The organism is Mycolicibacterium novocastrense (assembly GCF_001570485.1).
GTDB lineage: Bacteria > Actinomycetota > Actinomycetes > Mycobacteriales > Mycobacteriaceae > Mycobacterium > Mycobacterium novocastrense.
This window is the reverse complement of record NZ_BCTA01000027.1, coordinates 33,774-54,531: the sequence shown is the minus strand read 5'-3', so window position 1 is coordinate 54,531 and position 20,758 is coordinate 33,774. Positions and strand designations below refer to the sequence as shown.

The window sequence follows — 20,758 nt, the reverse complement described above, 5'->3', positions numbered from 1 at the left end:
TGTCAAAGATTGTTGCACGGCGGGGCCACCTCGAAGTTTTCGCTGGTGGCAGCCGCTGTCCCGGCGGCCGAAGGAGAAGTAGGCAGGCGCTTCGGACTCAGGTGGTGAGTCGCATCTCGTCATCGGGATGCGAGCTGACCGTGAGGACGACCGTGCCGGGACCGGTCGCGAATGTCGTATTGGCATATCCGATGAAGCCGTAGTGCCCGTCGATGGTCGAGACAGCGGTGATGTCGCTGCTGCCCGAGGCGCCCGTGTCGAGATTGACCCAATCGGCGGCGACGGTGAGAGAACACGAGCCGTCGTAGGTACCCGCGTCGTAGTGGATGGCGACGCGGACCCCGTTCTCGGCGCGATCGCCGACCTGTACCGGGGTCACCTGTGCCTCGGCGCTGACGCTGCCGCCGCATGTCGGCGACGCCACCACGGGAACGCGATCGAGTTGGGCGAACGCCTCTGCGTGTGCCGTCGCCATTCCCCCCAACCAGAACCCACACACCGCACCGGCGAGTGCGACCGCGACTCCACGGGACGGCGTCATGCCCCTTTCATCGGCGGCCGCGCGGGCGGCGTTAGCACGTAGTCTGCCGGAGCCGACGCAATCCTCCGCTCGCGGCGACGCTGCTTGGATTCCTCGAACTTCTGCGAGGCCTCCTCCAGCTCCTCGAACAGCACACCGACGTCGCGCATCCGCGCGGCCTCACCAGTGAAGTCCTCGCGTTCGAATATCCGCCACTTCGTCAGCACCGGCATCACCCTGTCGTCGAGATGGCTGCTCGAGTTCGTGGAGTCGCTGCGCGTCGGTCAGGTCCGATGCCATGAGCGCTTGACCGGTGCCGCTCAACGGGCGCCGACGCCGCCACATTCCGAGTCGATCTGTAAGTCGATAAGGTCTGACTCCCAGGTGAATCGGTCTGCTAGCCAATCCCCCTTAACGAGAGGAACAATCCCGTGCACGGAAACGCACCCCTTGAGAGCAAGGTCGCCATCGTGACCGGAACCAGCAGGGGCGTCGGGGTCGGTATCGCGCACGAACTGTTGCGCGCCGGAGCGACCGTCATCGGGTGTTCGCGGCGGCCGCTCGAGGCCATGCCGGGCGTCGAGCAGAACGCCGACTGGCTCGGCCGCTCTTCTCAGCGGGTGTGCGATCAGGGTGACTATCGCGCGATCGACGACTTCATCTCCGGCGTCGTTGCCGACTACGGGCGCATCGACATACTGGTCAACAACGCGGGCGGCACGGTCCCCACTCCACACGTCGAGGACGTTCCCGAACTCGTCGCGCGCATGCAGGGCGCGCCGACAGGTGCCGACGACTTCGAGCGCACGGTCCTGTTCCACTCGTTCGCTGTCCAGATGAATTTGATCAGCCCGATGTGGTTCGCGATCAGGGTCTTTCGACAAATGCGCGAGCAGGACGGTGTCGGCTCGATCGTCAACATCTCGTCCGGGGCCGGGCATCCCGCCGGGTCGCCGACTCTCGTGTCCTACGGTGCGGCCAAGGCCGGGCTCAACCACCTGACCCGGTCGCTGGCCGAAGAGTGGGGTCCCAAGGCGCGGGTGAACTGCCTGGCGCTCGGGCCGACGATGACCGACAACTTCAGGTCATTCGTGTTGCCCAAGGACGACCCGACCGCCGAGAGATACTTCCGGGACATCCCGCTCCGCAGGGCGGGAGAGCCGGCCGAAGTGGGGCGGGTGGCGGTGTTCTTGTGCAGCGGCCAAGCCGATTACATCAACGGTACGACCATCGAGATCGACGGTGGCATGCTACCCGGCGTGCTCTACGAGGCGGGCCTCAAAACCATCACGGACCTCCTGTGAGGCGAGTCGTCCTGGCGATCGGAATCTCGGGGCGCAGTGCGGACAGAGGCTGCAGCAACTCGGGCACCACGGTGTAGTACACCCACGACACTCGGCATTCGAAGGTCAGAAGTCCAGCGTCACGCAGCAATTCGGACTGGTGGGACACCGTCGGCTGCGACACCTTGATTCCGGTCGTGATATCGCAAATGAACTGCGGTGAACATGCGCGTCCTTTGACGCGGGCCCACGTCTGTACGGGGTGCAAGCGGGAAGATCCCGCCCACCTACGAAGGGAACTCAGATGAACATTCGGGCAATCGCGAGAAGGGCGGCCGCGGCCGTCGCGCTGTCACTCGCGCTCGCCGGCCTCGGGTCCGGCATGGCGGACGCAAAGCCGATGGAACGCGATCACGCCAAGTACTGCGCCAAGGTATGGCACGACTACGACTTCACCGCGAAGGCGTTCAAGAACGCTTACGACAAGTGGGGGCCGAACGACGCGCTTACGTTGCAGGCCGCGAGCAACTACGAACGCGCGTACAACAAGTTGACCGGCTCGGGCTGTTAGGGCGTGCCGCCATCTAAGCCCTCGGCCGAGTGGCACATCCGTACCGATTGAATCGGAAAGGGTGTGCCACTCACCGGGGCGAGCAGCCGCACGTCCTGTCGGCGACGTCAACGGACGTACTGGGGTGACAATGCGCGGGAGGCGTGTAATCCAGCGGCATTCCGCGCGCGTCCAGGGTTAGCGAGCAGCACCGAGCCAGTAGGTCGGCGAGCTGTTTTCTGGCGCGCTGGACTCGGGACTTCATGCCCGAGACGGTGATTCCCTCCTGCTCGGCCGCCACCGCCTGGGTCACGCCGTCAAGGTCGGTCAACTCCAGTGCGCGCCGGTAGGCGGGAGACATGTCATCCAGTAACGGTCTCAGGCAATTGGCCAACTCGCGCCGCACATCTTCAGTGTCGGTGGGGTCGGCGATGTCTTTCACCAGACGCTCGCCCGGTGCGGCCTCGAGTACTTCTCTGTTGTCGCCGGCCCGGCGGTACTCGTCGATGATCACATTGCGGGCGATGCGAAACAGCCACGCCGCCAGGCGATCGTGATCGTCCAGTGCGCTCAAGTTCCGGTGGACCCGCAGCAGAATGTCCGCGACCAGGTCGTCGGCGCGATGCGGATCCGCCACGCGCCGACGGACGAAGGTGCGGATCTCCGCGCCGAAGCGCCGCCAGACGTCCTCGACCGTCAGCTCGGCTCGGCTTGTCAGGTTCGACGTCATGTCCGACTCCCTATCGGTTGCGCCGCGGTCACGGAATACGCGGCCGGCACCTCTATAGACGGTGGCTCATGCCAAAGGATGCACCCACGCGACTCATCGCGTCCATACGGGCTTTCACCCGTCACAACACATGAACCCCACAACAAGGAGGAACACCATGTCGAAGCAGCTTCCCGTCGCGGTTCTCGGGGCCGGTCCGGTCGGGCTTGCCGCGGCCGCGCACCTGGCCGAGCGCGGCCTGCCGTTCGTCGTTTTCGAAGCGGGAGAAGTCGTCGGCGCCAGCGTCCGACGCTGGGGCCACGTGCGCCTGTTCTCGCCGTGGCGCTACGACATGGATCGTGCCGCGCAACGGCTGCTGAAGGGTCACGGGTGGAACTCGCCGGATCCGGCCGCGTACCCGACCGGCGCCGAGATCGTCGAGCAGTATTTGTCGCCGCTGGCGGGGCTGGATGCCATCGCGCCCCATCTGCGGCTCGGCCACCGGGTTGTCGGTGTCACCCGCCAGGGTGTGGACAAGCTGCGCGACGACGACCGCGGCGCCCGGCCGTTCATCATCACCACGAGCGGCCCGCACGGTGACACGCGGACACCGGTGCGCGCCGTCATCGATGCGACAGGAACCTGGCGGTCCCCGAATCCGATTGGTGCCGAGGGTATTCCGGCGATCGGCGAAGACCAAGCGGCCCGGCGCATCAGCTACGGAATTCCCGATGTGCTCGGCACCGAACGCGATCGCTACGCCGGCCGACGGGTCGCCGTGGTCGGAAGCGGACACTCGGCCAAGCACGTGATCCGCGAGTTGGCCCTGCTGGCCGAGTCGGCTCCCGGCACCACGATCACCTGGGTCGTGCGTAGAGGCGAAAAGACGCGGGTCTTCGGCAACGACGTCGATGCGCGGCTACCCGAGCGGGGCAAGCTCGGGGCCGACGCGCACCAGTTGGTCTCCTCGGGTCAGGTCCGGCTGTTGACGGGTTTCCGCATCGAACGAACCGACGTCGACGAGTCGGGCATCGTGTTGGTGTCGCCCGAGGGCCGGGAAACCGGACCGTTCGACGAGATCGTGGCGGCAACGGGATTTCGTCCCGACTTCGACTTCCTACGCGAGGTGCGCCTCGACCTCGACCCGTGGGTGGAGAGCACGCGGGCGCTGGCCCGGTTGATCGACCCCAACGTCCACTCGTGTGGTTCGGTGCCCCCGCACGGGGCGGCCGAACTCGCCCATCCCGAACAGGGGTTCTACGCCGTCGGAGCGAAGAGTTACGGCCGTGCGCCCAACCTGCTGTTGGCGACCGGCTATGAGCAGGTCCGTTCGGTGGTCGCCGCACTCGCCGGCGACGACGACGCCGCGAACCGGGTGGAGCTGGTTCTTCCGACATCCGGATCGACCTGCGGCCTCAAGGCACAGCCTGAGCCGGCGGTTCCCCAACCCGAGGCGGAGACGAGTGCCTGCTGCGGCTGAGGCAGTACGGTCGGGCCCGCCGGAACTCCGGCGGGCGACGGCCGCGCTGGCCATCACACAGCTGATCTCCTGGGGAGTGCTGTACTACGCGTTCGCCGCCGTGGCGCCCCTCATGACACGCCAACCGGGCTGGGGTGTCACCGCGGTCAGCTGCGCGTTCTCGGTCGGACTCCTCGTGGCGGGCATGTCTGCGCGGGCCGTCGTCGTGTTGTTGGCCAGGCTGGGACCGCGGGTGACGATGACCGGGGGCGCACTGCTGATGATCGTCGCGACCACGCTGTGGGCGTCCGCGTCGTCGATAGCGATGCTCTATGCCGCATGGGCGCTGATCGGCGCGGCCATGGCTGCCACTCTCTACGAACCGACATTCGCTGTTCTCGCCCTGATGGATTCAAGCCGGATGCGTCGAAGGATCGCCACCGTCACGGTGGCCGGTGGGCTGGCCAGCAGCGTGTTCGTGCCCTTGGCTCAGTACCTCGCCGAAACGCTCGGGTGGCGTGCTGCCGTCGCGGTGCTCGGAGCCGCGGGCGGGGTGGTGACCGCAGCGCTGCACGCCCGGTATCTGCCGCGGCACATTCCGACCCACTGCAACCCGCCGACAGCACCGCGCCTGCTGATTGGTTCTCGCCCGATGCGGCGCCTGCGTGTGGCATACACGCTTGAACAAGCGAGTGCCGTCGCCGCGACGGTTTTGGTCGTCGCAATGTTGAGCCACCGAGGTGTCGACCCGTATGTCGCGGGATTCGTGCTCGCGTCAAGCGGAATCGGAAAGGTCACCGGACGGGCTGTGCTGGCGGGGCGGATCGGAAGGCTTCCACCGGAAGTGCTCGCCGCCGGAGCGGCGGCGTTGCACGCGGTAGCGCTGATCAGCATGCTCGCGTCGACCGCGTCACCGTGGCTGTATCTGGGCGGACTGGTTTGTGGTGCCGCGTCCGGAACCAGCAGCATGCTTCGCCCACTCCTTGTGGCCCGACGAGTCCGGCTGAGCGAGTTCGCGACGGCGAATGCGCGGCTGCAGGGGTGGGCGACCCTCGGGCGCGCCTCAGGTCCATTGATCGTCGGCGGCACCGCCGCGCATGTCGGATGGGCCGGCGGGTGGGCCGTTGTGGTCGGCGGACTCACCGCCGCTGCCGGCACATTCGCGACACTCCAGCCGAAGATCGGCGGGACGACAGAGGGTTCCGGCATCGTGACCGTGCCCGGCGTCAGCTCGCGAGTAGCTCGTCGATCTGATTGATCGCCTGCGCCGTGCCCTCTTCGACGCCCATCTCGAGCACCTTCTGCAGGCCTTCGGCCGACTCGTACGTGCTGACGTAGGTGGCCCTGGTGGAACCGTCGCCGATCGCCTCGAAGGTGTAGACGCTGTGCGCGACCGGCATATCGGTTGCGGGTTTGAGATTTTCGTCGGCGAAGCCGTCTTCGAAACTGAAGCTGCGCGGCTCGTCGACGGCCGTGACCTTCCAGTAGCCTCCGTACTTCTCGCCGTCGGGGCCGGTCATGTAGTAGGTGACGGTGCCACCCGGGGTGAGCGCATGCTCGACCACGGTGGCCGGGTAACCCGGTGGGCCCCAGATCTTCTCGAGCTGCCGCGGGTCGGCGTAGATCTGCCAAATGCGCTCGACGGGCGCCGCGAACTCCGCGGTGATCGTCAGGGTGCGCTCGTCGATGTTCTTGCTGATGTCGGTGACAGGCATGGTTATTCCTCGCTGAGTAGCTCGTCAATGCGAGCGATGCGACCTCGCCAGACGTCCTCGAGCTCGGTGAGCATCGAGGCGACTGACCGCACCGCCTCCACCTCGCCACTCGCCAGCTGCTCTCGCCCCTGACGACGCTTGGAGATCAGGCCCGCCTTCTCCAGCACGGCGACGTGCTTTTGCACCGCGGCGAAGCTCATGTCGTACTGCGCCGCGAGCGCCGTGACCGAGTGCTCGCCGGCCAGCACCCGACGAAGAATGTCTCGCCGAGTTCGGTCGGCCAAGGCGTGGAAGAACGCGTCCGCTCTGTCCTCGTCCTGGTCGGTCACCGTCAGAATATACAACCAATCGGTTGTACGTTGTCAACCGTCACGCTTGCTCGTGCGGTCGCGCAGCGCGCTCGACTCAGCCGGTGAAGCCCTCTCCCTTGGTCGATCGGTCGTGGTGGGTGTACGTCAGCGGAATCTGCCGGCCCTTGGCGATTTTGTTCAGCATCGCGATCCGCTCACGCGCGGCCGCACCGGTCTTTTTTCTCTGCTCGCGGAGGGGGTTGGACCACGGCAGCTTGTCGGCCACGATCGCGATGCCGACGTTGAGCCTGGCGACCTTCTTGAAGATCCGGACCCGGCGTTCGTAGTTGTAGCCAAGCGGCTCGAAGAAGCTGCCGGCCACCATCGCCTCGATCTGCTGGTATCCGAACACCGCGCCCGCCGGGACGAGCGCGAGGGTTGCGGTGAGCTGGTTGGCGTGCCGAGCCACCAACTTCTTGACGACGCCGGGAAGCGTTTCGGTCAGCGTCGTCAGGTGCGCGGGACCCGCGATCGCATCGACGAGTTCGGCTCGCCACGGCGACGGGTTGCCGCCCCTGGCCAGGACATAGTTCAGCGACTTGATCAGCTCCAGGCCGGTCGGGGAATAGAGCCGCTCCGGCGCACCCCACAGCCGCCCGGAGTACGACGAGTACTCGGCGAGGTCCTCGAGCTGCTGGCTGGTCAGCTTGCGCCCGAAGGCATGGTCGACGAGCCGTCCGAGCAGCATCCCGCTGCCGAACCCGAGCAGGGACGTCACCGGAATGGGCTCGCCGAACTTGAGGTAGACGTCGTCCCCCCATTTGCGGCGCAAACCACGACTGGCCAGCCCGTGCATCAACCGCACCCGCACCACATCCTGGAAGGCCTCCGAGTGCCGGTCGAAGATGTCGGGCAGCGTGAACTCCGCGAACACCCGTGCGGTCTCGATGAAGCGCCGCGGGCCGTCATCGGCGAAACGACCGGTGGCGCCGGTGGAGGCGGAGATGTCTCCGGTCATCGCGGTCTCGTAGAACGCCCACCCCTGGATGATCATGGTGGCGGTCCTAGTGGCCGACATCGCCAGCATGCGGCCGCGTTCGGCGGCCTCGAGGTCGAACTGGCTCGGAAGCTGATCCAGGTGCTCGAAGAATTCGACGAACTCCCGGGGCGGGTCCTCGAGCGTGTCGACGCCCTGGGTCAGCGCCTGTTCATACAGTGCGCGGCCCTTCTCGTAGCCGAGGCGCTCGAACGCGTCGACCACGCCGACGATGTATTCGTCGCCCTGCCAGAAGTAGTCGTCGCGTAGCCGCGTGAGTTCGTTGGGTTGGACCTCTTTGTCGATGTCGATCCACTCGCCGAACATGAACTCGCGCATCTGCCGCCACTGGTCCGCGAAGTGGTCGCGGCCGGGCGGGATGGGCCGCAGCGGCCGATCGGGATGATCCCGCCGGTTGAACTCGACGTCTTCGAGCAGGATCTCTTGCTGTTCGCCGGTCACGGTCATCGGGCAGATCCAATCTGATAAATACAGGACACTGATTTCGACGTTATCGCACGGCCCCGCTTATGTGAATGCCGATTCCGCCCTCGCTACCCCGCTATCGACTCGTGGGTGTCGAGCATTGCCATGTCGGCCGCGGCACGTCCGGCGCCCCAGCCGGCACCGTTGGACCCTGAGACCGCGCGAGGCACCGTCGACGGAAACAGCTGATGAGCGAGTTCTTCGGCCGCTCGACTGTTGGCCGCCAGCACAGGAAGCAGTCGAACGTCGCGCTTGACTTCCTCGGTGACCGATGCGCTCGCGCTGTCGAGTCGCTCGCCGATGCGCTGTGCGTACGCGAGGAGAAAAGACTGGCGAAACGTCCTGGAACGCGCTTGCGCGGTTCCGCTGCGGCCAGCGCTCAGCATGGCTCGGTTGGCTTGCACAAGCAGCGACGTGGTGAGCAACTCGACCAAATCGAGATCGGTTTCGCAGCCGATGATGGTCACGAACCCGAGTCGCTCCGCCCACACTGCACGGCAATGGTTGGACTGACTCACCACTTGCACCAGCGTCACCTTGGCCGCGGCGTACGGGTTCTCGATCCAGATTCGGCGCGCGATCGCGGCGGGCTCGCGGCCTCGATCGTGGCGGGCGAGCGCTTCGTTCAGCGAATACCTGCTCATCAGATCTTGGGCTTTGGCCGAAAGAGCCTCCGCCTCGTCCGGGTACTCGGTGGCTTCGGCTTTTGCCAGCAGAGCGCGCACCTTGCCGAGCGCCTTTTCGTCTGTGACGGTCACCGCCGTTGCCGTAGGCCGATACTCACCGGGCAGCGGCAAGATCGTTTCCAGCGCCGGGAGGCGGCCGAGAAGGTTCAGGAGTTTGAGGACCACGGCCAGCGCGTCGCGCTGGTCGACGGCATTCGCCGCGGCCCACCGCCACATCTGAGGTGGCTGGGCACTCGATCCGACCGTGGCCGAGAGCCTGGCGATATCGGCGCGCCAGTCCGGGTGCAACGTGGCGGCCGCGTACCGCCGACACTCATTGACGATCGCCTCGTCGAGGTAATGGATCTCGGCCGGCTTCAGCTTGCGGCGCCCGATTTCATGCAGATCGGACGGTTGCCAACCGTGCTTCCATGCCGCGCTGATGGCCTCGTTCACGGCGAGGTCAGCGGCGACGTCGAGTTCGTGCGCGAGGTCCCGGAACTCGCGCAGCAGTTCGGTGGCACGACGCGGCAGGTGCTCGGGAGGGCCCGAAGCGGCCGTGCTCAATGCGACGACAAGGTGTTCGAGGAGGAGTGCGCGGTCCGGTCCCGGATCGAATGACCCGACGCGCTCCTGTTTGGGCGTCGCCCGGCGCCGGTTCCTCTGTTTGGCTGCCCGCTTCTCGCGGTTACGTCTCCCCATGCGTCGAAGTCTTCCGTAGGGGTCCGACATTTAGCCTCTGTGTGAGTTCACGGGCAGGTCCGAGGGTCCGACTGGGACACGTGGTGATCCCTGAGATTTGAACGGCCTCCCGTGGACTTTGGTGTCTGGTCGTGCGGTGTCCTTGTTCGGGAACTTGGAGCCAGCCCGTGGGTGTGGACTCCTGCTTAGAGAATGTCTGGGCCGTGGCCGCGGCGCCCCGTCACCTGGTCATCTGAAAGCGCTAGTGGCAGGAGGGTTTTGTGGTGGCATTGACGTTGGGGATCGACGTCGCGGTCCGGGCTGCGCACCAGGCGACGCTGGCTCGTGACGGCAAAACGGTGTGGCGGGGCCGGAAGTTCTTGACCCGCCCCGAGGACCTGGAGCGGGTGTGGGCCGATGTGGGTGCCCAGGATCCCGCTGAGCTGACGGTGGTGGTCGAGCCCACCAGAAACGCCTGGATCGTGATCGGCGAGTGGTTTCGCCGGCGCGGCGCAACGGTGGTGATGGTGCCGACCACGCAGTCGGCTGACTTACGTAGGTACTACTCCAAACATGCCAAAAACGATCGGATCGACTCGGAGCTTTTGGCCCGGCTGCCGTTGCTGCACCCGGAAGGATTGCGTCCCTACACCGGGCAAGGCCCAGCTGATCCGTTACGGCGGCTGACCAAGCAGCGTTCCACGATGGTCAAGCGCCGCACCGCGGTCTATGCCCGTCTCGATTCCCTCATCGAGCTGTTGGGACCGGCCTGGTATGCAGTGCTGGGCTCCAATTACGGCAACGCCGCGCTGCAATTTTTGGCCCGTTACGCCGATCCGCACGCGGTGATCCGGCTCGGCCAAGCCAGGCTGGCCAGGTTCTTGGCCACACGCTCGCGCGGCAACTGGCGCGACGGGCATGCCGTCGGTCTGATCGCGGCGGCCAAAGAAACCCTGCTCCTGTGGAATGTCGACGGCACCGATGGGATGGACTTCGCCGAACTGGCCGCCGACATCGCCCACGAAGCCGAACAAGCACTGTTTTTGACCCGTCAGATCAAAGAGATCGATGAGCGCATCGCCAACCTCTACGCCGACGCCGACCCGCATGGGATCGTTGCGTCCGCACCCGGGGTCGGTCCCACCATCAGCGCGGTCATTGCCGGGCGGATCGGTGACCCGCACCGTTTCACCTCGCTGGCTGCGATCCGCGCCTACACCGGACTAATCCCGAAGGTCAGCCAATCCGGGGTGGCTAAAACCGAGTCGTCGATCACCAAGGCAGGCGATCCGCTGCTACGCGAAATGCTTTACACCGCAGCTGATCAGGCACGCAAAGTCGATCCCCAGTTTGCCGCCAAGTACCACCGACTGATGGCCGGAAACCGCCACCACGACTCAGCGATCTGCCATCTGGCCACCATGCTGATCACCCGCATCGCCACCTGCATGCGCACCGGACAGCCCTACCAGCTGCGTGACGTCGACGGCACCGCGGTCACCGAATCCCAAGGCCGCGCCATCGTCAAACAGCGCTACCGACTCGATCCCCGCCAACGCGATCACGTCCGCCACAAACTCATGCGCGAGCGACGCAAGAAGGCGGGCCAGGAGTCACAGAAGTCGCCAAGCGCTCCAACATCCCAGCCCGCTAAACGCAACCCTACGACAAACCCACAAGTGGCTTGACCTTCGTTAGGAACTCACTCTGCGGCAGGCGCGTCGATTCGTTCGAGGCAGTCTTCACCTCGCTGTGTCGACACCGTTATCGCCGCAGGCACCCAGGTTCCGCGGAGATGTCGATCCCCGCGTCTACGATTCCTGCGGCCCCCAATTCGGCATCGACACAAAGGACCCGCAGTGAGTTACACCGCCGCCGACATCACCGAACTCGATGATGTCCAGCACACGCGCCTGCGGCCGGCGGTGAACCTCGGACTCGACGTGCTCAACACCGCGCTGCGTGAGTTGATCGACAACGCGATCGAGGAGGTCGCCGACTCCGGCAACGGTGGATCGACCGTGACGATCACCCTGCACGCCGACGGCTCGGTCAGCGTCGCCGACGACGGCCGCGGCCTGCCCGTCGACACCGATCCGGCGACAGGAAAGAACGGCATCGTCAAGACGCTCGGCACCGCGCGGGCCGGCGGGAAGTTCGACGCCCATATCGATGCCGCGAGCACCGGCGCCGGTCTCAACGGAATCGGCGCGGCCGCAGCGGTGTTCATCTCCGCGCGCACCGACGTGACAGTGCACCGGGCCGGTAAGACCTATGTGCAGAGCTTCGGGCGCGGCTACCCGGGAACCTTCGAGGGCAAGGAGTTCGATCCCGACGCCCCGTTCACTCGATCCGACGCACAGAAGTTGCGGGGCGCCGGCAATCGCAAGCCCGCCATGCAAGGCACCACCGTCCGTATCCTGTTCGACCCGGCGGTGGTCCCGGACACCAGCATCGACATCGGCGAAGTGCTGCTGCGGGCGCATGCCGCGGCCCGGATGTCCCCCGGTGTTCACCTGGTTGTGGTCGACGAGGGTTGGCCCGGCGAGCAGGTGCCGCCGGCGTTGCTTGAACCATTCGGCGGCCCGTGGGGCACCGACACGCTGCTGAACCTCATGTGCACCGCCGCGGGCACTCCGGCGCCCGACATCCGCGCCGCGGTCGAGGGTCGCGGCGAGTACACCACCGGGCGCGGCCCTACACCGTTCCGCTGGTCCCTGACCGCGGGCCCGGCCGAACCGGCGACGGTGGCCGCGTTCTGCAACACGGTACGAACCCCCGGCGGCGGATCACATCTCACCGCCGCGATGAAGGGGCTGTCCGAAGCCCTGGCCGATCGTGCGTCGCGCATGCGGGATCTCGGCCTGGCCAAGGGCGAAGAAGGCCCCGAGCCACAGGATTTCGCCGCCGTCACCGCACTCGCTGTCGACACCCGTGCACCCGATGTCTCCTGGGACTCACAAGCCAAGACCGCGGTGTCGTCGCGGTCGCTGAACGTGGCGATGGCCCCGGATGTGGCGCGCAGCGTCACGGTGTGGGCGGCCAATCCGGCCAACGGCGACGCGGTGACCCTGTGGACGAAGCTGGCGCTGGAGTCGGCGCGGGCACGGCGCAGCGCGGAGGGAGCGAAGGCCCGCTCGCGCGCGGCCTCGAAGGCCAAGGGGCTGGGTACCAATCTTTCGCTGCCGCCCAAGCTGCTTCCCAGCCGCGAGACCGGCCGCGGGTCGGGCGCCGAGTTGTTCCTGTGCGAGGGTGATTCGGCTCTGGGCACCATCAAGGCCGCCCGCGACGCCACCTTCCAGGCGGCATTCCCGCTGAAAGGCAAGCCGCCCAACGTATATGGGTTTGCCTTGAGCAAGGCGCGGTCCAAAGACGAGTTCGACTCCATCGAGCGCATCCTGGGCTGCGGTGTGCGGGACAACTGCGACCCCGAGTTGTGCCGATACGACCGGATCCTGTTCGCCTCCGACGCCGATCCCGACGGCGGCAACATCAACTCCAGCCTGATCTCGATGTTTCTCGACTTCTACCGTCCGCTCGTCGAGGCCGGGATGGTCTATGTGACCCTGCCGCCGCTGTTCGTCGTCAAGACCGCCAGCGAGCGGATCTACTGTCAGGACGAGTCCGAGCGCGACGCGGCGGTGGCCAAGATGAAGGCCGCCTCGAAGGGCAGGGTCGAGGTGCAGCGCAACAAGGGCCTCGGCGAGATGGACGCCGACGACTTCTGGAACACCGTGCTCGATCCCCAGCGGCGCACCGTGATTCGTGTCCTGCCCGACGACGGAGAAAAGAAGTTGCACCACACGTTGTTCGGCGGACCGCCCGAGGGTCGTCGCACGTGGATGGCCGAGATCGCCGCCCGCGTCGACACCAATTCCCTCGATCTCGACTAGGAGAGCCACGTGACCGCCACCTTGGACGTTCCAGAGCAGAATCCGGACCTGGTCCTCGACCAGAGCGCCGACGATTACTGGAACCGCTACCAACTCACCTTCGCGCTCTACAGCGTCAGCGACCGCGCGATCCCCTCGGCCTACGACGGACTCAAGCCGGGTCAGCGTCGCCTGCTGTACCAGATGCACGATTCGAAGCTGACGCCCGGCAACAAGCCGCAGAAGTCCTCCAAGGTCTGCTCGGCCGTCACCGGCAACCTGCACCCGCACGGCGGTACGTCGATGTACGGTGCGGCCGCGCTGATGGCCGCCGAGTTCCAGCGCGTGAAAGTCATTGACGGGCAAGGCGCGTTCCCGCGTATTCAGGGTGATATCCCCGCCGCCGACCGCTACACCGAGATGCGGTTGTCGGCTCCCGGCGCCGCGCTGACCGCCGAGCTGGACAGTCACGCCGTGCCGATGGTCTCGACCTTCGACGGCGAATGGATCGAGCCGACGGTGCTGCCTGCCCAGTGGCCGGTGTTGTTGTGCAACGGTGCCGTCGGCATCGCCGAGGGGTGGGCCACCAAGGTGCCCGCCCACAATCCGCGCGAGATCATGGCCGCCTGCCGGGCGCTGTTGAAGACGCCGAACATGACCGACGACCGCCTGGTCAAGTTGATCCCGGGCCCGGACTGGGGTTGCGGTGCCACGGTGGTCGGTACCGCCGGCCTACGGGAGTACATCACCACCGGGCGAGGCCAGTTCACCGTGCGCGGCACGCTGTCGGTGGACGGGAAGAATGTCGTCATCACCGAGTTGCCGCCGGGCGTCGCGAGTAACACGGTGCAGGAACGGATTCGGGCCCTGGTGGAGTCCGGTGAGCTGCCCGGTGTGGCGGACATGTCCGATCTGACCGACCGCCGCAACGGGCTGCGGATCGTCGTCACCGCCAAACGTGGCCACAGCGCCGAACAGATCCGCGATCAGCTGCTGGCTCTGACGCCTTTGGAAGGGACCTTCGCCGCCAGCCTCGTCGCGCTCGACGAGAACCGGGTGCCGCGGTGGTGGTCGGTGCGCGAGTTGATCAAAGCGTTTCTCTCCCTCCGTGATTCGGTGGTGCTGCACCGCAGTGAGTACCGGCTGGAGAAGGTCACCGCCCGCCGTCATCTGGTGGCCGGCCTGATGACCATCCACCTCGACATCGACGCCGCGGTGGCGGTGATCCGCGGCTCCGACACCGTCGACGAAGCCCGACAGGGTCTGCAGGACCGGTTCAAGATCGACGCCGTTCAGGCCGACTACGTGTTGGCGTTGCAACTACGCCGCCTGACCAAACTCGACGTCATCGAACTACAGGCCGAGGCCGAACGACTGGACGCCGAATTCGCCCAACTCACCGAGCTGGTGTCGGATCCGGAGGCGCGGAAGTCGGTGATCGACAAGGAATTGGTCGAGACGGCAAAACTGTTCAAGGGCCCCGAATTCGACCGCCGCACCGTGCTCGACTTCGACGCCACGCCGGTCACGTCGGGCGGAGGCGACGACGGACCCCGGGAGCGCAAGGTGAACGCGTCCTGGCGGCTCGACGACCGCGGCGTCTTCTCCGACCGCCACGGCGAGCTGCTCACCTCCGGATTGGGGTGGGCGGTGTGGACCGACGGCCGGGTGAAGTTCACCTCCGGTGGAGGGCTGCCGTACAAGGTCCGCGAGATTCCCGTCGCGCCGGACATCACCGGCCTCGTGTGCTCGGGTGTGCTACCCGAGGGGTACCACCTGGCGCTGGTGACGCGACGCGGAAAGATTCTGCGCATCGACCCGGCGGCGGTGAATCCGCAGGGCGTGGCCGGCAACGGCGTGGCCGGGGTGAAGTTGGCCGGCGCCGACGACGAGGTCATCGCCGCGCTGCCCGTCTCGTGCGCCAACGTCGAGGCCATCCTGTCGCTGGCGGAAAAGAGCTGGAAGGTCACCGAAGTCGCCGACATCCCGGTGAAGGGCCGCGGCGGCGCCGGCGTCGGGTTCCATCCATTCGTCAAGGGTGAGAGCGCGCTGCTTGCGGCGTCGATCTCGGCGACGGGGTTCGTGCGCGGGAAGAGGGCCGTGCGCGCGGAAAACCGTGCCAAGGCGTCGATCAAGGGCTCGGGCCTGGATGTGACGCCGGCCGGCTAGCCGAAGTTCGCTTCGCTTTACGGTTGACCGGATCCCTACCGCGCTGCCGTAGCTCGACACACCAACGTCACCAGGGAATCGATCTCGTCGGGTGTCATCGCTCGTCCGTCGAAGAGGGAGACCGACACCGCGGGTGCCAGCATCATGCGCAGCACGACCGCCGAATCCACGTCAGCGCTCACCTCGCCGCGATCCATACCTCGCTCGACCATCCCGAACCATTGCGAGAGGTCGTTTCGAAACCAGCCCATCATGGAGTCGTTCAACGACGGGTACCGCCCCGAGATCATCGTGGCCATGATTGCTCGCTCCACGGGATCGGCTGCGAGCGAGGCCAACTCGGTGATCAGGGTCCGGACATCGCTCTCCCACGCGCCGGTGTCCGGGGTGTCGGTGCGATGACGCGCGTGAAATACGAGAGCTTCGTCCAGCAGTGCCCCCGAGGTGGGCCACCACCGATAGATCGTGCCCCTGTTCACCCCCGACCGTACCGCCACCTCCGCGATCGGAAGCTCCACCTTGCCTTCGGTCAACAACTCCAGACATACGCGCATCACCGATTCACGCACACGCTCGCTGCGTCCGCCAGGGCGAACGCGTTGTCTGACTGCATGATTCGCCGCACTGCGGTGCGTTGACGAGCTCACGATCCTTGGTCCCTTGCAGCTGGACCGACGCTGGCGTTGCGCGCTGTCGGTTTCATCGAGCCTCCTCGCCGTCGGTGTCCCATTAGACCGCGCCAGCGCCGGGCGGCCTTCCGATCCCCGAGACACGCGAGCTTAATTGAACATACTGTTGCTATTATGCCTGCTGTCGATCGCTGGTTCAGTAAAGGAATGCTGCATATGCCACGGATAGCGCTGCGCCGCTTAGTAGTCGGATTCCGCTCTGCCCCACGCCTACCGAGGTGCCACGTTGAGCTCTGATCTCGGGTTGAAGATCTCCATGGGTCTTCCGACACTGTTCCCGCACGGACGCGAGACGGAGCTTGCGTGGTATCGGAAGATAGACGAGGGCCCGTGGGACGGGCTCGTCACCTACGAACGAATCGTTTACCCCTACAGCTGGTCAGTCGTCCCGCAGCTTGCCGCCGCGGCTGCGATGACGGAGCGCGTCCGACTCTGGACCGACGTCGTCGCACTCCCCATGCGAAACCCCGTCCTGTTCGCCAAGGACTTGGCGACGATCGACGTCCTATCGGACGGACGCTTGACGCTCGGGATCGGCATCGGCGCCTGGGACGAGGATTACCTCGCAGCCGACAGCCCGCTTGACCGAAAGCGGCAACGAATGGACGAGGCCGTCGCTGCGATGCGCCGCGTGTGGGCCCAGGAGCCGCCCATCGACGGACACTTTCCCGTAGGGCCCGCGCCCGTCCAGAGCGACGGCATTCCGCTTGTCGCCGGCGTGATCGGCCCGAAGGGAGCACGTGAAGGACTTCTGGGACGAAGAAGTCGGCACCGTCGGAGAAGACGTCTCCTACTTGACCACTCCGGGCACGGGGACAATGAACTGCGGAGCGGCCGGCCTTCTTGCCGCCGTCAACGGTGCACGAGAGGCGGGACTCGACGAGCTCAGGCTCATCCCGTCGACCACCGACCCAAACGAAATCGACCGCGCACGCGAGGTGCTTGGTATCTGATCCGGCGCTCGGTGTCGGTGACGGGGGCACATGATGGCGCCGCACCCGCCCGTACCGGTGCGGCATCAAAAATTGATATCGACCCCGCGTGGCTCCCTAATCACAGGCGTCTCATAGATAACATCGCGCGGTGCAGTTATCCCGGCGTGACGCACTGCGCTACGCCGCCACGGTGTCGGCACTGGCCGGACTCGGTGCGGCTTCGGCGGGTACGCATGCGCCGAGGGCCGAGGCGGCGCGCCCCACGCTGATCGACTATGCGATGCGCCAGATTCCGGCGCAGGACATCCGGGCCGCCGGCCACTCGGGCGTCATCAACTACGTCTCGACCTCACGACCGGGCTCGTCCTTCGGCGCCAAGCCGATCACGCTGCCCTACGCGAAATCGCTGGCCGCAGCCGGTCTGGTGATCGTCAGCAACTACCAGTACGGCAAGCCGGGCGGGACGGCACCGTCGGACTTCACGCGCGGGTATGCCGGCGGCGTCGCCGACGCGCGCACGGCCTGGCACCTGCACACCGCAGCGGGTGGCGGTCGCACTGCGCCGATCTTCTTCAGCGTCGACGACGACATCGACCGCGAGACGTGGAACAACGTCGCGCTGCCCTGGTTTCGCGGAATCAATTCGGTGATCGGCGCGCTGCGCACCGGGGTCTACGGCGGTATCAGGACGTGCCAGTGGGCCGCGGCCGACGGCGTCATCGGCAGGTCGACCTCGCCCGGCAAGGTGTGGGCCTGGCAGACCCGGTCCTGGTCCAACGGTCAGATCTACCCCGGCGCGGTGCTCTACCAGCGCATCATCGACACCGCGTCGAACCCGGGGCCGGTGGTCGGTGGCATCCGCGTCGACGTCAACGACGTGCTGGCCCAGGACTGCGGCCAGTGGAATCTGCACCCGTGACCGTTGTCGCGGTCAGCGGCGCGGCGTCGTGGTGACGTGCACGTGGTCGTAGTGGCCGTAACCTGAGCCCGCCGGACCGCTGGGCGTGTAGTAGGTGCCGCGCCAGATGACGTCTTGGAGCCCGAATCGGCTCGCGTTGCTCAGCATGAAGTCACGGATCGCGTCACCGAGGGCGATGCCCTCGGCGCTCTCGGGATTGGGGATCATCACGTCGATCGCCAGGCCGCTCGGATGCCACGGCTTCGAGTCGGGCCGAACGCCGTCGATGTCGGCGATCTGAGGATATTTCGCGCTGATCGCCCGGGCGGCAAGGACGGTGTTGACCTGTAGCCCGGCCTCGTTCGCGACACCGACGGGCAGTGCCTCCGGGACGTCGACGCGCGCGGCAGCCAGGGCTTGAGCGGGGTCGACGGGCGGCTGGCCGGGCATCGCGAGTATCGCCGGGTCCGGCGGTGCGGGCGCAGCGGGCGGCGGGGGCGGGGGCGCTGCTGGTGGCGGGACCGCGTTGTCGATGACCGCTTGCTGCTGCGGTGTCAACGCCGCGTACTGCGCCTCGGCGGCGGCGATCTTGCGCAGCAGGTCATTCCATTTGGCCTGCAGGTCCGCGCGGACCGCAGCGGCCTGCTCGGCCGCGGCGCGGGCGTCCGCTGCCGACTTTTCGGAAGCCTGGGCGGCGGTCTGGGCGCGCTCGCGTGCGGCGTGGAACGCCTTCATCTGCTCAGCCGTCGTGGCGCCGACCACCCGCTGCAGCGTCAGCTTGTCGAGCAATTGCTGCGGCGAGGATGCGGTCAGCAGCGCCGCTGCCTGGCCGTTGCGGCCACTCATGTAGTCCATCGCCGCGATGCGGTCGACTGCCGCCTGGTACGGCGCTAGCTGGGAGTTCGCGGCTGCGAGGGCATCAAGGTCGGTGCGGTGGCGGTCTTCGGCCGCCTTCTGGGCAGCCATTCGTGAGTCGACATCGTGTTGGGCGGCGGTGACGGCCTCGCGGGTCTCCAGCGCCTGAGCCGACAACTCGTTGAGTTTGGCCAGTGCGTCATCCGCCGGGTCTGCCACCACGTGGCCTGCCAGTGACAGAGCCAGCGCCAGGACTGCGGTTGCGACGCCGCCCGCCATCCGCGGGAGTAAACGGCGCACCCGACCCATTCGGATTGTCACGATCCTTCGTTGCAGGGACCCATCCCGGTCCGGCCACGTTTTGTCTCGGACAGGTTATGAACTCACACCGACGATGTCTACTCGTCGGTCAATCTGACGCCGCTTCCTTCCTGAAGGCCCGCCACTTCTCGAGCACCGGCATCGTCAGCGCGATGGCTGCGCGGCTCGTGGACGCCGCCGACGGCGATGACCGCCTTGCGGGTCTGGCGGTTACAGCAAGTCGACACGCAGGCAGGTTGTCGGACCTCGAGAGGAAGGTGAGGGCAGCGACGGAAAGGAGCCAAGATGTGCTGGCAATGCGATCACCCGGAGGCCACCCGTGCCGACTACCACGACGTGCTCCGACGAAAGATTTCTGAGCACGGCTGGGCCGTGCAATACGTCGAGGACGAGCCGACCCCGTTCGCCTACACCATCGGGCTGCACGGAGCCGGGCTGCCGGAGCTGTTGGTGACCGCGTTGGCACCCCGGCAAGCGGCGAGGGTGCTCAACACGGTGGCCGACTACATGATCCGCTCCCGGGTGCCGGCACCCGGCGACACGATGGAGTTGCCCGACGGCTGGCGCGCCGAGTTCGTCGCGGTCGCGCAACCAGACGTGCATATGTGTCTGGCGGTGGAACTGTACGGACCCGACGTGCGGGCCCTGCAGATCGCGTGGCTCGATGAGCGCGGCCACTCCCCCTGGTGCCCGGAGTTCAACGCCGGCGGCCGCCGCCAGCCAGTGTTGGGCGTGCGCGCTCGGCAGACGTAGGTTGGCCGGCTACCCGATTCGAATCGAAGTAGCGGCGTACGAGCAGGTACCGCGCAGCGCAGCGCCGGCGTGCAGGACGTCGGTGAGCGGCCGAGGGCTTGGTGCGGCGACGTAGAAAGTGGTGACGGCGGTCTTCTCAGTTCAGGATCTCCGCATCGTCGTTTGAGAGAAGCGCAGACAGTCGGTGGCGCCACGTCTGCAACTGTTCAGGGGTCAGTCGCGTCCACTCAGTGATCTCGCCGACGATCCGCAGTGGGGCTGTACTGCGGTAGGACCGAGTCGGGTTGCCGGGGAACTTCTTGTCCGTCACGTTCGGGTCATTCTCGAACTCTCCGGTCGGCTCTACTTCGTACACCCTCGGAAGTGCTTGCCCCTCGGCGAGTTCCGCGGCGATCTCCGCGGCAAGGCCGGCTCCCTCAACGAGAGCGGTGAAGTAGATGTGGTTCATCACGATCTCGGGACGGTAGTTTGATCGATGCCCCGCGGTGAGGAACTCACCGACACTCAGCTTCGCGATCGTGCCGTGGAAGAACGGGCCGTCATCAATCTGTTTGGACACCTGAAGTCCTTCGGACGTACTGCTGAGACATCCCAGCATGCAGCACCACCCGGGCCTTGCCACAAGCCCCCTATCAGGCCTTATCCTGGAGGTGAGAGCGATTCTGCGGAGTGCGGATCCCGGGATCTCACCGAAGGCTCTCGGTCGGTCGTGTCGGTCCGAATCTCCTTTTGAGAGAACAGCTTTCGCAATGCCGCCGAGCAGACGCCCGGCAGTGCATCCGCCGAACTGCCCGCGGGGGCACCTGTGTGTTTCCCTCCCGCGGTGACGCTAGAAAGCGGGATTGAGAATCCGCCTGGATGGCTAACCTGCA

General features: G+C 66.4%; 19 protein-coding genes and 3 pseudogenes. 11 read left to right on the top strand and 11 right to left on the bottom strand.

Annotated features, from left to right (window positions below; genetic code table 11):
- Positions 1-97 precede the first annotated feature (97 nt).
- On the bottom strand, positions 98-541 hold the full coding sequence (locus tag RMCN_RS10450) for a hypothetical protein (RefSeq protein ID WP_067388915.1): 444 nt from the start codon (positions 539-541) through the stop codon (positions 98-100).
- A pseudogene (locus RMCN_RS10445) lies at positions 538-771 on the bottom strand (acyl-ACP desaturase); the annotation flags it as partial. The gene RMCN_RS10450 and the pseudogene RMCN_RS10445, both read right to left, overlap by 4 nt.
- A gap of 180 nt (positions 772-951) precedes the next feature.
- Here RMCN_RS10445 and RMCN_RS10440 point away from each other — a divergent pair.
- Complete coding sequence (locus RMCN_RS10440) at positions 952-1,824, top strand: SDR family NAD(P)-dependent oxidoreductase (protein ID WP_067388911.1); 873 nt, start codon at positions 952-954, stop codon at positions 1,822-1,824.
- Here RMCN_RS10440 and RMCN_RS10435 read toward each other — a convergent pair.
- Positions 1,808-2,050 (bottom strand): annotated as a pseudogene (locus RMCN_RS10435) (ArsR family transcriptional regulator); the annotation flags it as partial. The gene RMCN_RS10440 and the pseudogene RMCN_RS10435 sit on opposite strands and share 17 nt — an antisense overlap.
- Positions 2,051-2,107: 57 nt before the next feature.
- Between RMCN_RS10435 and RMCN_RS10430 the strand changes: the two are divergent.
- On the top strand, positions 2,108-2,374 hold the full coding sequence (locus RMCN_RS10430; protein ID WP_064414562.1) for a hypothetical protein: 267 nt from the start codon (positions 2,108-2,110) through the stop codon (positions 2,372-2,374).
- 70 nt (positions 2,375-2,444) lie between these two features.
- Here RMCN_RS10430 and RMCN_RS10425 read toward each other — a convergent pair whose 3' ends face one another.
- A complete protein-coding gene (locus tag RMCN_RS10425) occupies positions 2,445-3,083 on the bottom strand; it encodes a sigma-70 family RNA polymerase sigma factor (protein ID WP_082680851.1) in 639 nt (212 codons plus the stop codon).
- A gap of 157 nt (positions 3,084-3,240) precedes the next feature.
- Here RMCN_RS10425 and RMCN_RS10420 point away from each other — a divergent pair, with 157 nt between their 5' ends.
- A complete protein-coding gene (locus tag RMCN_RS10420) occupies positions 3,241-4,542 on the top strand; it encodes an FAD-dependent oxidoreductase (protein WP_067388907.1) in 1,302 nt (433 codons plus the stop codon).
- A complete protein-coding gene (locus RMCN_RS10415) occupies positions 4,526-5,779 on the top strand; it encodes an MFS transporter (protein WP_067388905.1) in 1,254 nt (417 codons plus the stop codon). The genes RMCN_RS10420 and RMCN_RS10415 overlap by 17 nt, the downstream gene beginning before the upstream one ends.
- Here RMCN_RS10415 and RMCN_RS10410 read toward each other — a convergent pair.
- The 4 genes from RMCN_RS10410 to RMCN_RS10395 all read right to left on the bottom strand — a co-directional run bounded on the left by RMCN_RS10410 (position 5,748) and on the right by RMCN_RS10395 (position 9,415).
- On the bottom strand, positions 5,748-6,236 hold the full coding sequence (locus RMCN_RS10410) for an SRPBCC family protein (protein WP_064414565.1): 489 nt from the start codon (positions 6,234-6,236) through the stop codon (positions 5,748-5,750). The genes RMCN_RS10415 and RMCN_RS10410 overlap by 32 nt on opposite strands.
- A gap of 2 nt (positions 6,237-6,238) precedes the next feature.
- Positions 6,239-6,565 (bottom strand): ArsR/SmtB family transcription factor, encoded by a 327-nt coding sequence (locus RMCN_RS10405; RefSeq protein WP_064414566.1) that lies wholly within the window; start codon positions 6,563-6,565, stop codon positions 6,239-6,241.
- A 76-nt stretch (positions 6,566-6,641) separates the two neighbouring features.
- Positions 6,642-8,030: an oxygenase MpaB family protein gene (locus RMCN_RS10400; RefSeq protein ID WP_064414567.1), complete on the bottom strand. Its 1,389-nt coding sequence runs from the start codon at positions 8,028-8,030 to the stop codon at positions 6,642-6,644.
- A gap of 86 nt (positions 8,031-8,116) precedes the next feature.
- Positions 8,117-9,415 carry a DUF2786 domain-containing protein gene (locus tag RMCN_RS10395; RefSeq protein WP_067388903.1) on the bottom strand — a complete coding sequence of 433 codons (1,299 nt, stop codon included), beginning with the start codon at positions 9,413-9,415 and terminating at the stop codon, positions 8,117-8,119.
- A gap of 263 nt (positions 9,416-9,678) precedes the next feature.
- Between RMCN_RS10395 and RMCN_RS10390 the strand changes: the two genes are divergently transcribed.
- From RMCN_RS10390 to RMCN_RS10380, 3 genes are all read left to right on the top strand, one after another.
- Positions 9,679-11,082, top strand: coding sequence for an IS110 family RNA-guided transposase (locus RMCN_RS10390; protein WP_084377348.1), 1,404 nt, complete (start codon positions 9,679-9,681; stop codon positions 11,080-11,082).
- A 171-nt stretch (positions 11,083-11,253) separates the two neighbouring features.
- The gene (locus tag RMCN_RS10385) at positions 11,254-13,287 is read left to right on the top strand and encodes a toprim domain-containing protein (RefSeq protein ID WP_067388900.1); all 2,034 of its coding nucleotides are present in this window, start codon (positions 11,254-11,256) and stop codon (positions 13,285-13,287) included.
- Between the two features lie 9 nt (positions 13,288-13,296).
- Complete coding sequence (locus tag RMCN_RS10380) at positions 13,297-15,435, top strand: DNA gyrase subunit A (protein WP_067388899.1); 2,139 nt, start codon at positions 13,297-13,299, stop codon at positions 15,433-15,435.
- 35 nt (positions 15,436-15,470) lie between these two features.
- Here RMCN_RS10380 and RMCN_RS10375 read toward each other — a convergent pair whose 3' ends face one another.
- Positions 15,471-16,004 carry a TetR-like C-terminal domain-containing protein gene (locus RMCN_RS10375; protein ID WP_084377336.1) on the bottom strand — a complete coding sequence of 178 codons (534 nt, stop codon included), beginning with the start codon at positions 16,002-16,004 and terminating at the stop codon, positions 15,471-15,473.
- 376 nt (positions 16,005-16,380) lie between these two features.
- Here RMCN_RS10375 and RMCN_RS32095 point away from each other — a divergent pair.
- The 3 genes and pseudogenes from RMCN_RS32095 to RMCN_RS10365 all read left to right on the top strand — a co-directional run.
- A pseudogene (locus tag RMCN_RS32095) lies at positions 16,381-16,806 on the top strand (LLM class flavin-dependent oxidoreductase); the annotation flags it as partial.
- Between the two features lie 58 nt (positions 16,807-16,864).
- Positions 16,865-17,077 (top strand): hypothetical protein, encoded by a 213-nt coding sequence (locus RMCN_RS31025; protein WP_067388895.1) that lies wholly within the window; start codon positions 16,865-16,867, stop codon positions 17,075-17,077.
- Positions 17,078-17,207: 130 nt separating this feature from the next.
- A complete protein-coding gene (locus RMCN_RS10365; RefSeq protein ID WP_067388893.1) occupies positions 17,208-17,978 on the top strand; it encodes a DUF1906 domain-containing protein in 771 nt (256 codons plus the stop codon).
- A 12-nt stretch (positions 17,979-17,990) separates the two neighbouring features.
- Here the strand turns inward: RMCN_RS10365 and RMCN_RS10360 are convergent, their stop codons facing one another.
- On the bottom strand, positions 17,991-19,121 hold the full coding sequence (locus RMCN_RS10360) for a coiled-coil domain-containing protein (protein ID WP_067388891.1): 1,131 nt from the start codon (positions 19,119-19,121) through the stop codon (positions 17,991-17,993).
- A gap of 297 nt (positions 19,122-19,418) precedes the next feature.
- Here RMCN_RS10360 and RMCN_RS10355 point away from each other — a divergent pair, with 297 nt between their 5' ends.
- Positions 19,419-19,886, top strand: coding sequence for a DUF4262 domain-containing protein (locus tag RMCN_RS10355; RefSeq protein WP_064414575.1), 468 nt, complete (start codon positions 19,419-19,421; stop codon positions 19,884-19,886).
- A gap of 136 nt (positions 19,887-20,022) precedes the next feature.
- Here RMCN_RS10355 and arr read toward each other — a convergent pair whose 3' ends face one another.
- A complete protein-coding gene (gene arr, locus RMCN_RS10350; protein WP_409366049.1) occupies positions 20,023-20,484 on the bottom strand; it encodes an NAD(+)--rifampin ADP-ribosyltransferase in 462 nt (153 codons plus the stop codon).
- Between the last annotated feature and the right edge of the window lie 274 nt (positions 20,485-20,758).

Coding starts and splice junctions, on each gene's coding strand:
- RMCN_RS10450 (WP_067388915.1), bottom strand. CDS start 541: ATGACGCCGTCCCGTGGAGTCGCGGTCGCACTCGCCGGTGCGGTGTGT.
- RMCN_RS10430 (WP_064414562.1), top strand. CDS start 2,108: ATGAACATTCGGGCAATCGCGAGAAGGGCGGCCGCGGCCGTCGCGCTG.
- RMCN_RS10425 (WP_082680851.1), bottom strand. CDS start 3,083: ATGACGTCGAACCTGACAAGCCGAGCCGAGCTGACGGTCGAGGACGTC.
- RMCN_RS10420 (WP_067388907.1), top strand. CDS start 3,241: ATGTCGAAGCAGCTTCCCGTCGCGGTTCTCGGGGCCGGTCCGGTCGGG.
- RMCN_RS10410 (WP_064414565.1), bottom strand. CDS start 6,236: ATGCCTGTCACCGACATCAGCAAGAACATCGACGAGCGCACCCTGACG.
- RMCN_RS10400 (WP_064414567.1), bottom strand. CDS start 8,030: ATGACCGTGACCGGCGAACAGCAAGAGATCCTGCTCGAAGACGTCGAG.
- RMCN_RS10395 (WP_067388903.1), bottom strand. CDS start 9,415: ATGGGGAGACGTAACCGCGAGAAGCGGGCAGCCAAACAGAGGAACCGG.
- RMCN_RS10360 (WP_067388891.1), bottom strand. CDS start 19,121: ATGGGTCGGGTGCGCCGTTTACTCCCGCGGATGGCGGGCGGCGTCGCA.
- RMCN_RS10355 (WP_064414575.1), top strand. CDS start 19,419: ATGTGCTGGCAATGCGATCACCCGGAGGCCACCCGTGCCGACTACCAC.
- arr (WP_409366049.1), bottom strand. CDS start 20,484: ATGCTGGGATGTCTCAGCAGTACGTCCGAAGGACTTCAGGTGTCCAAA.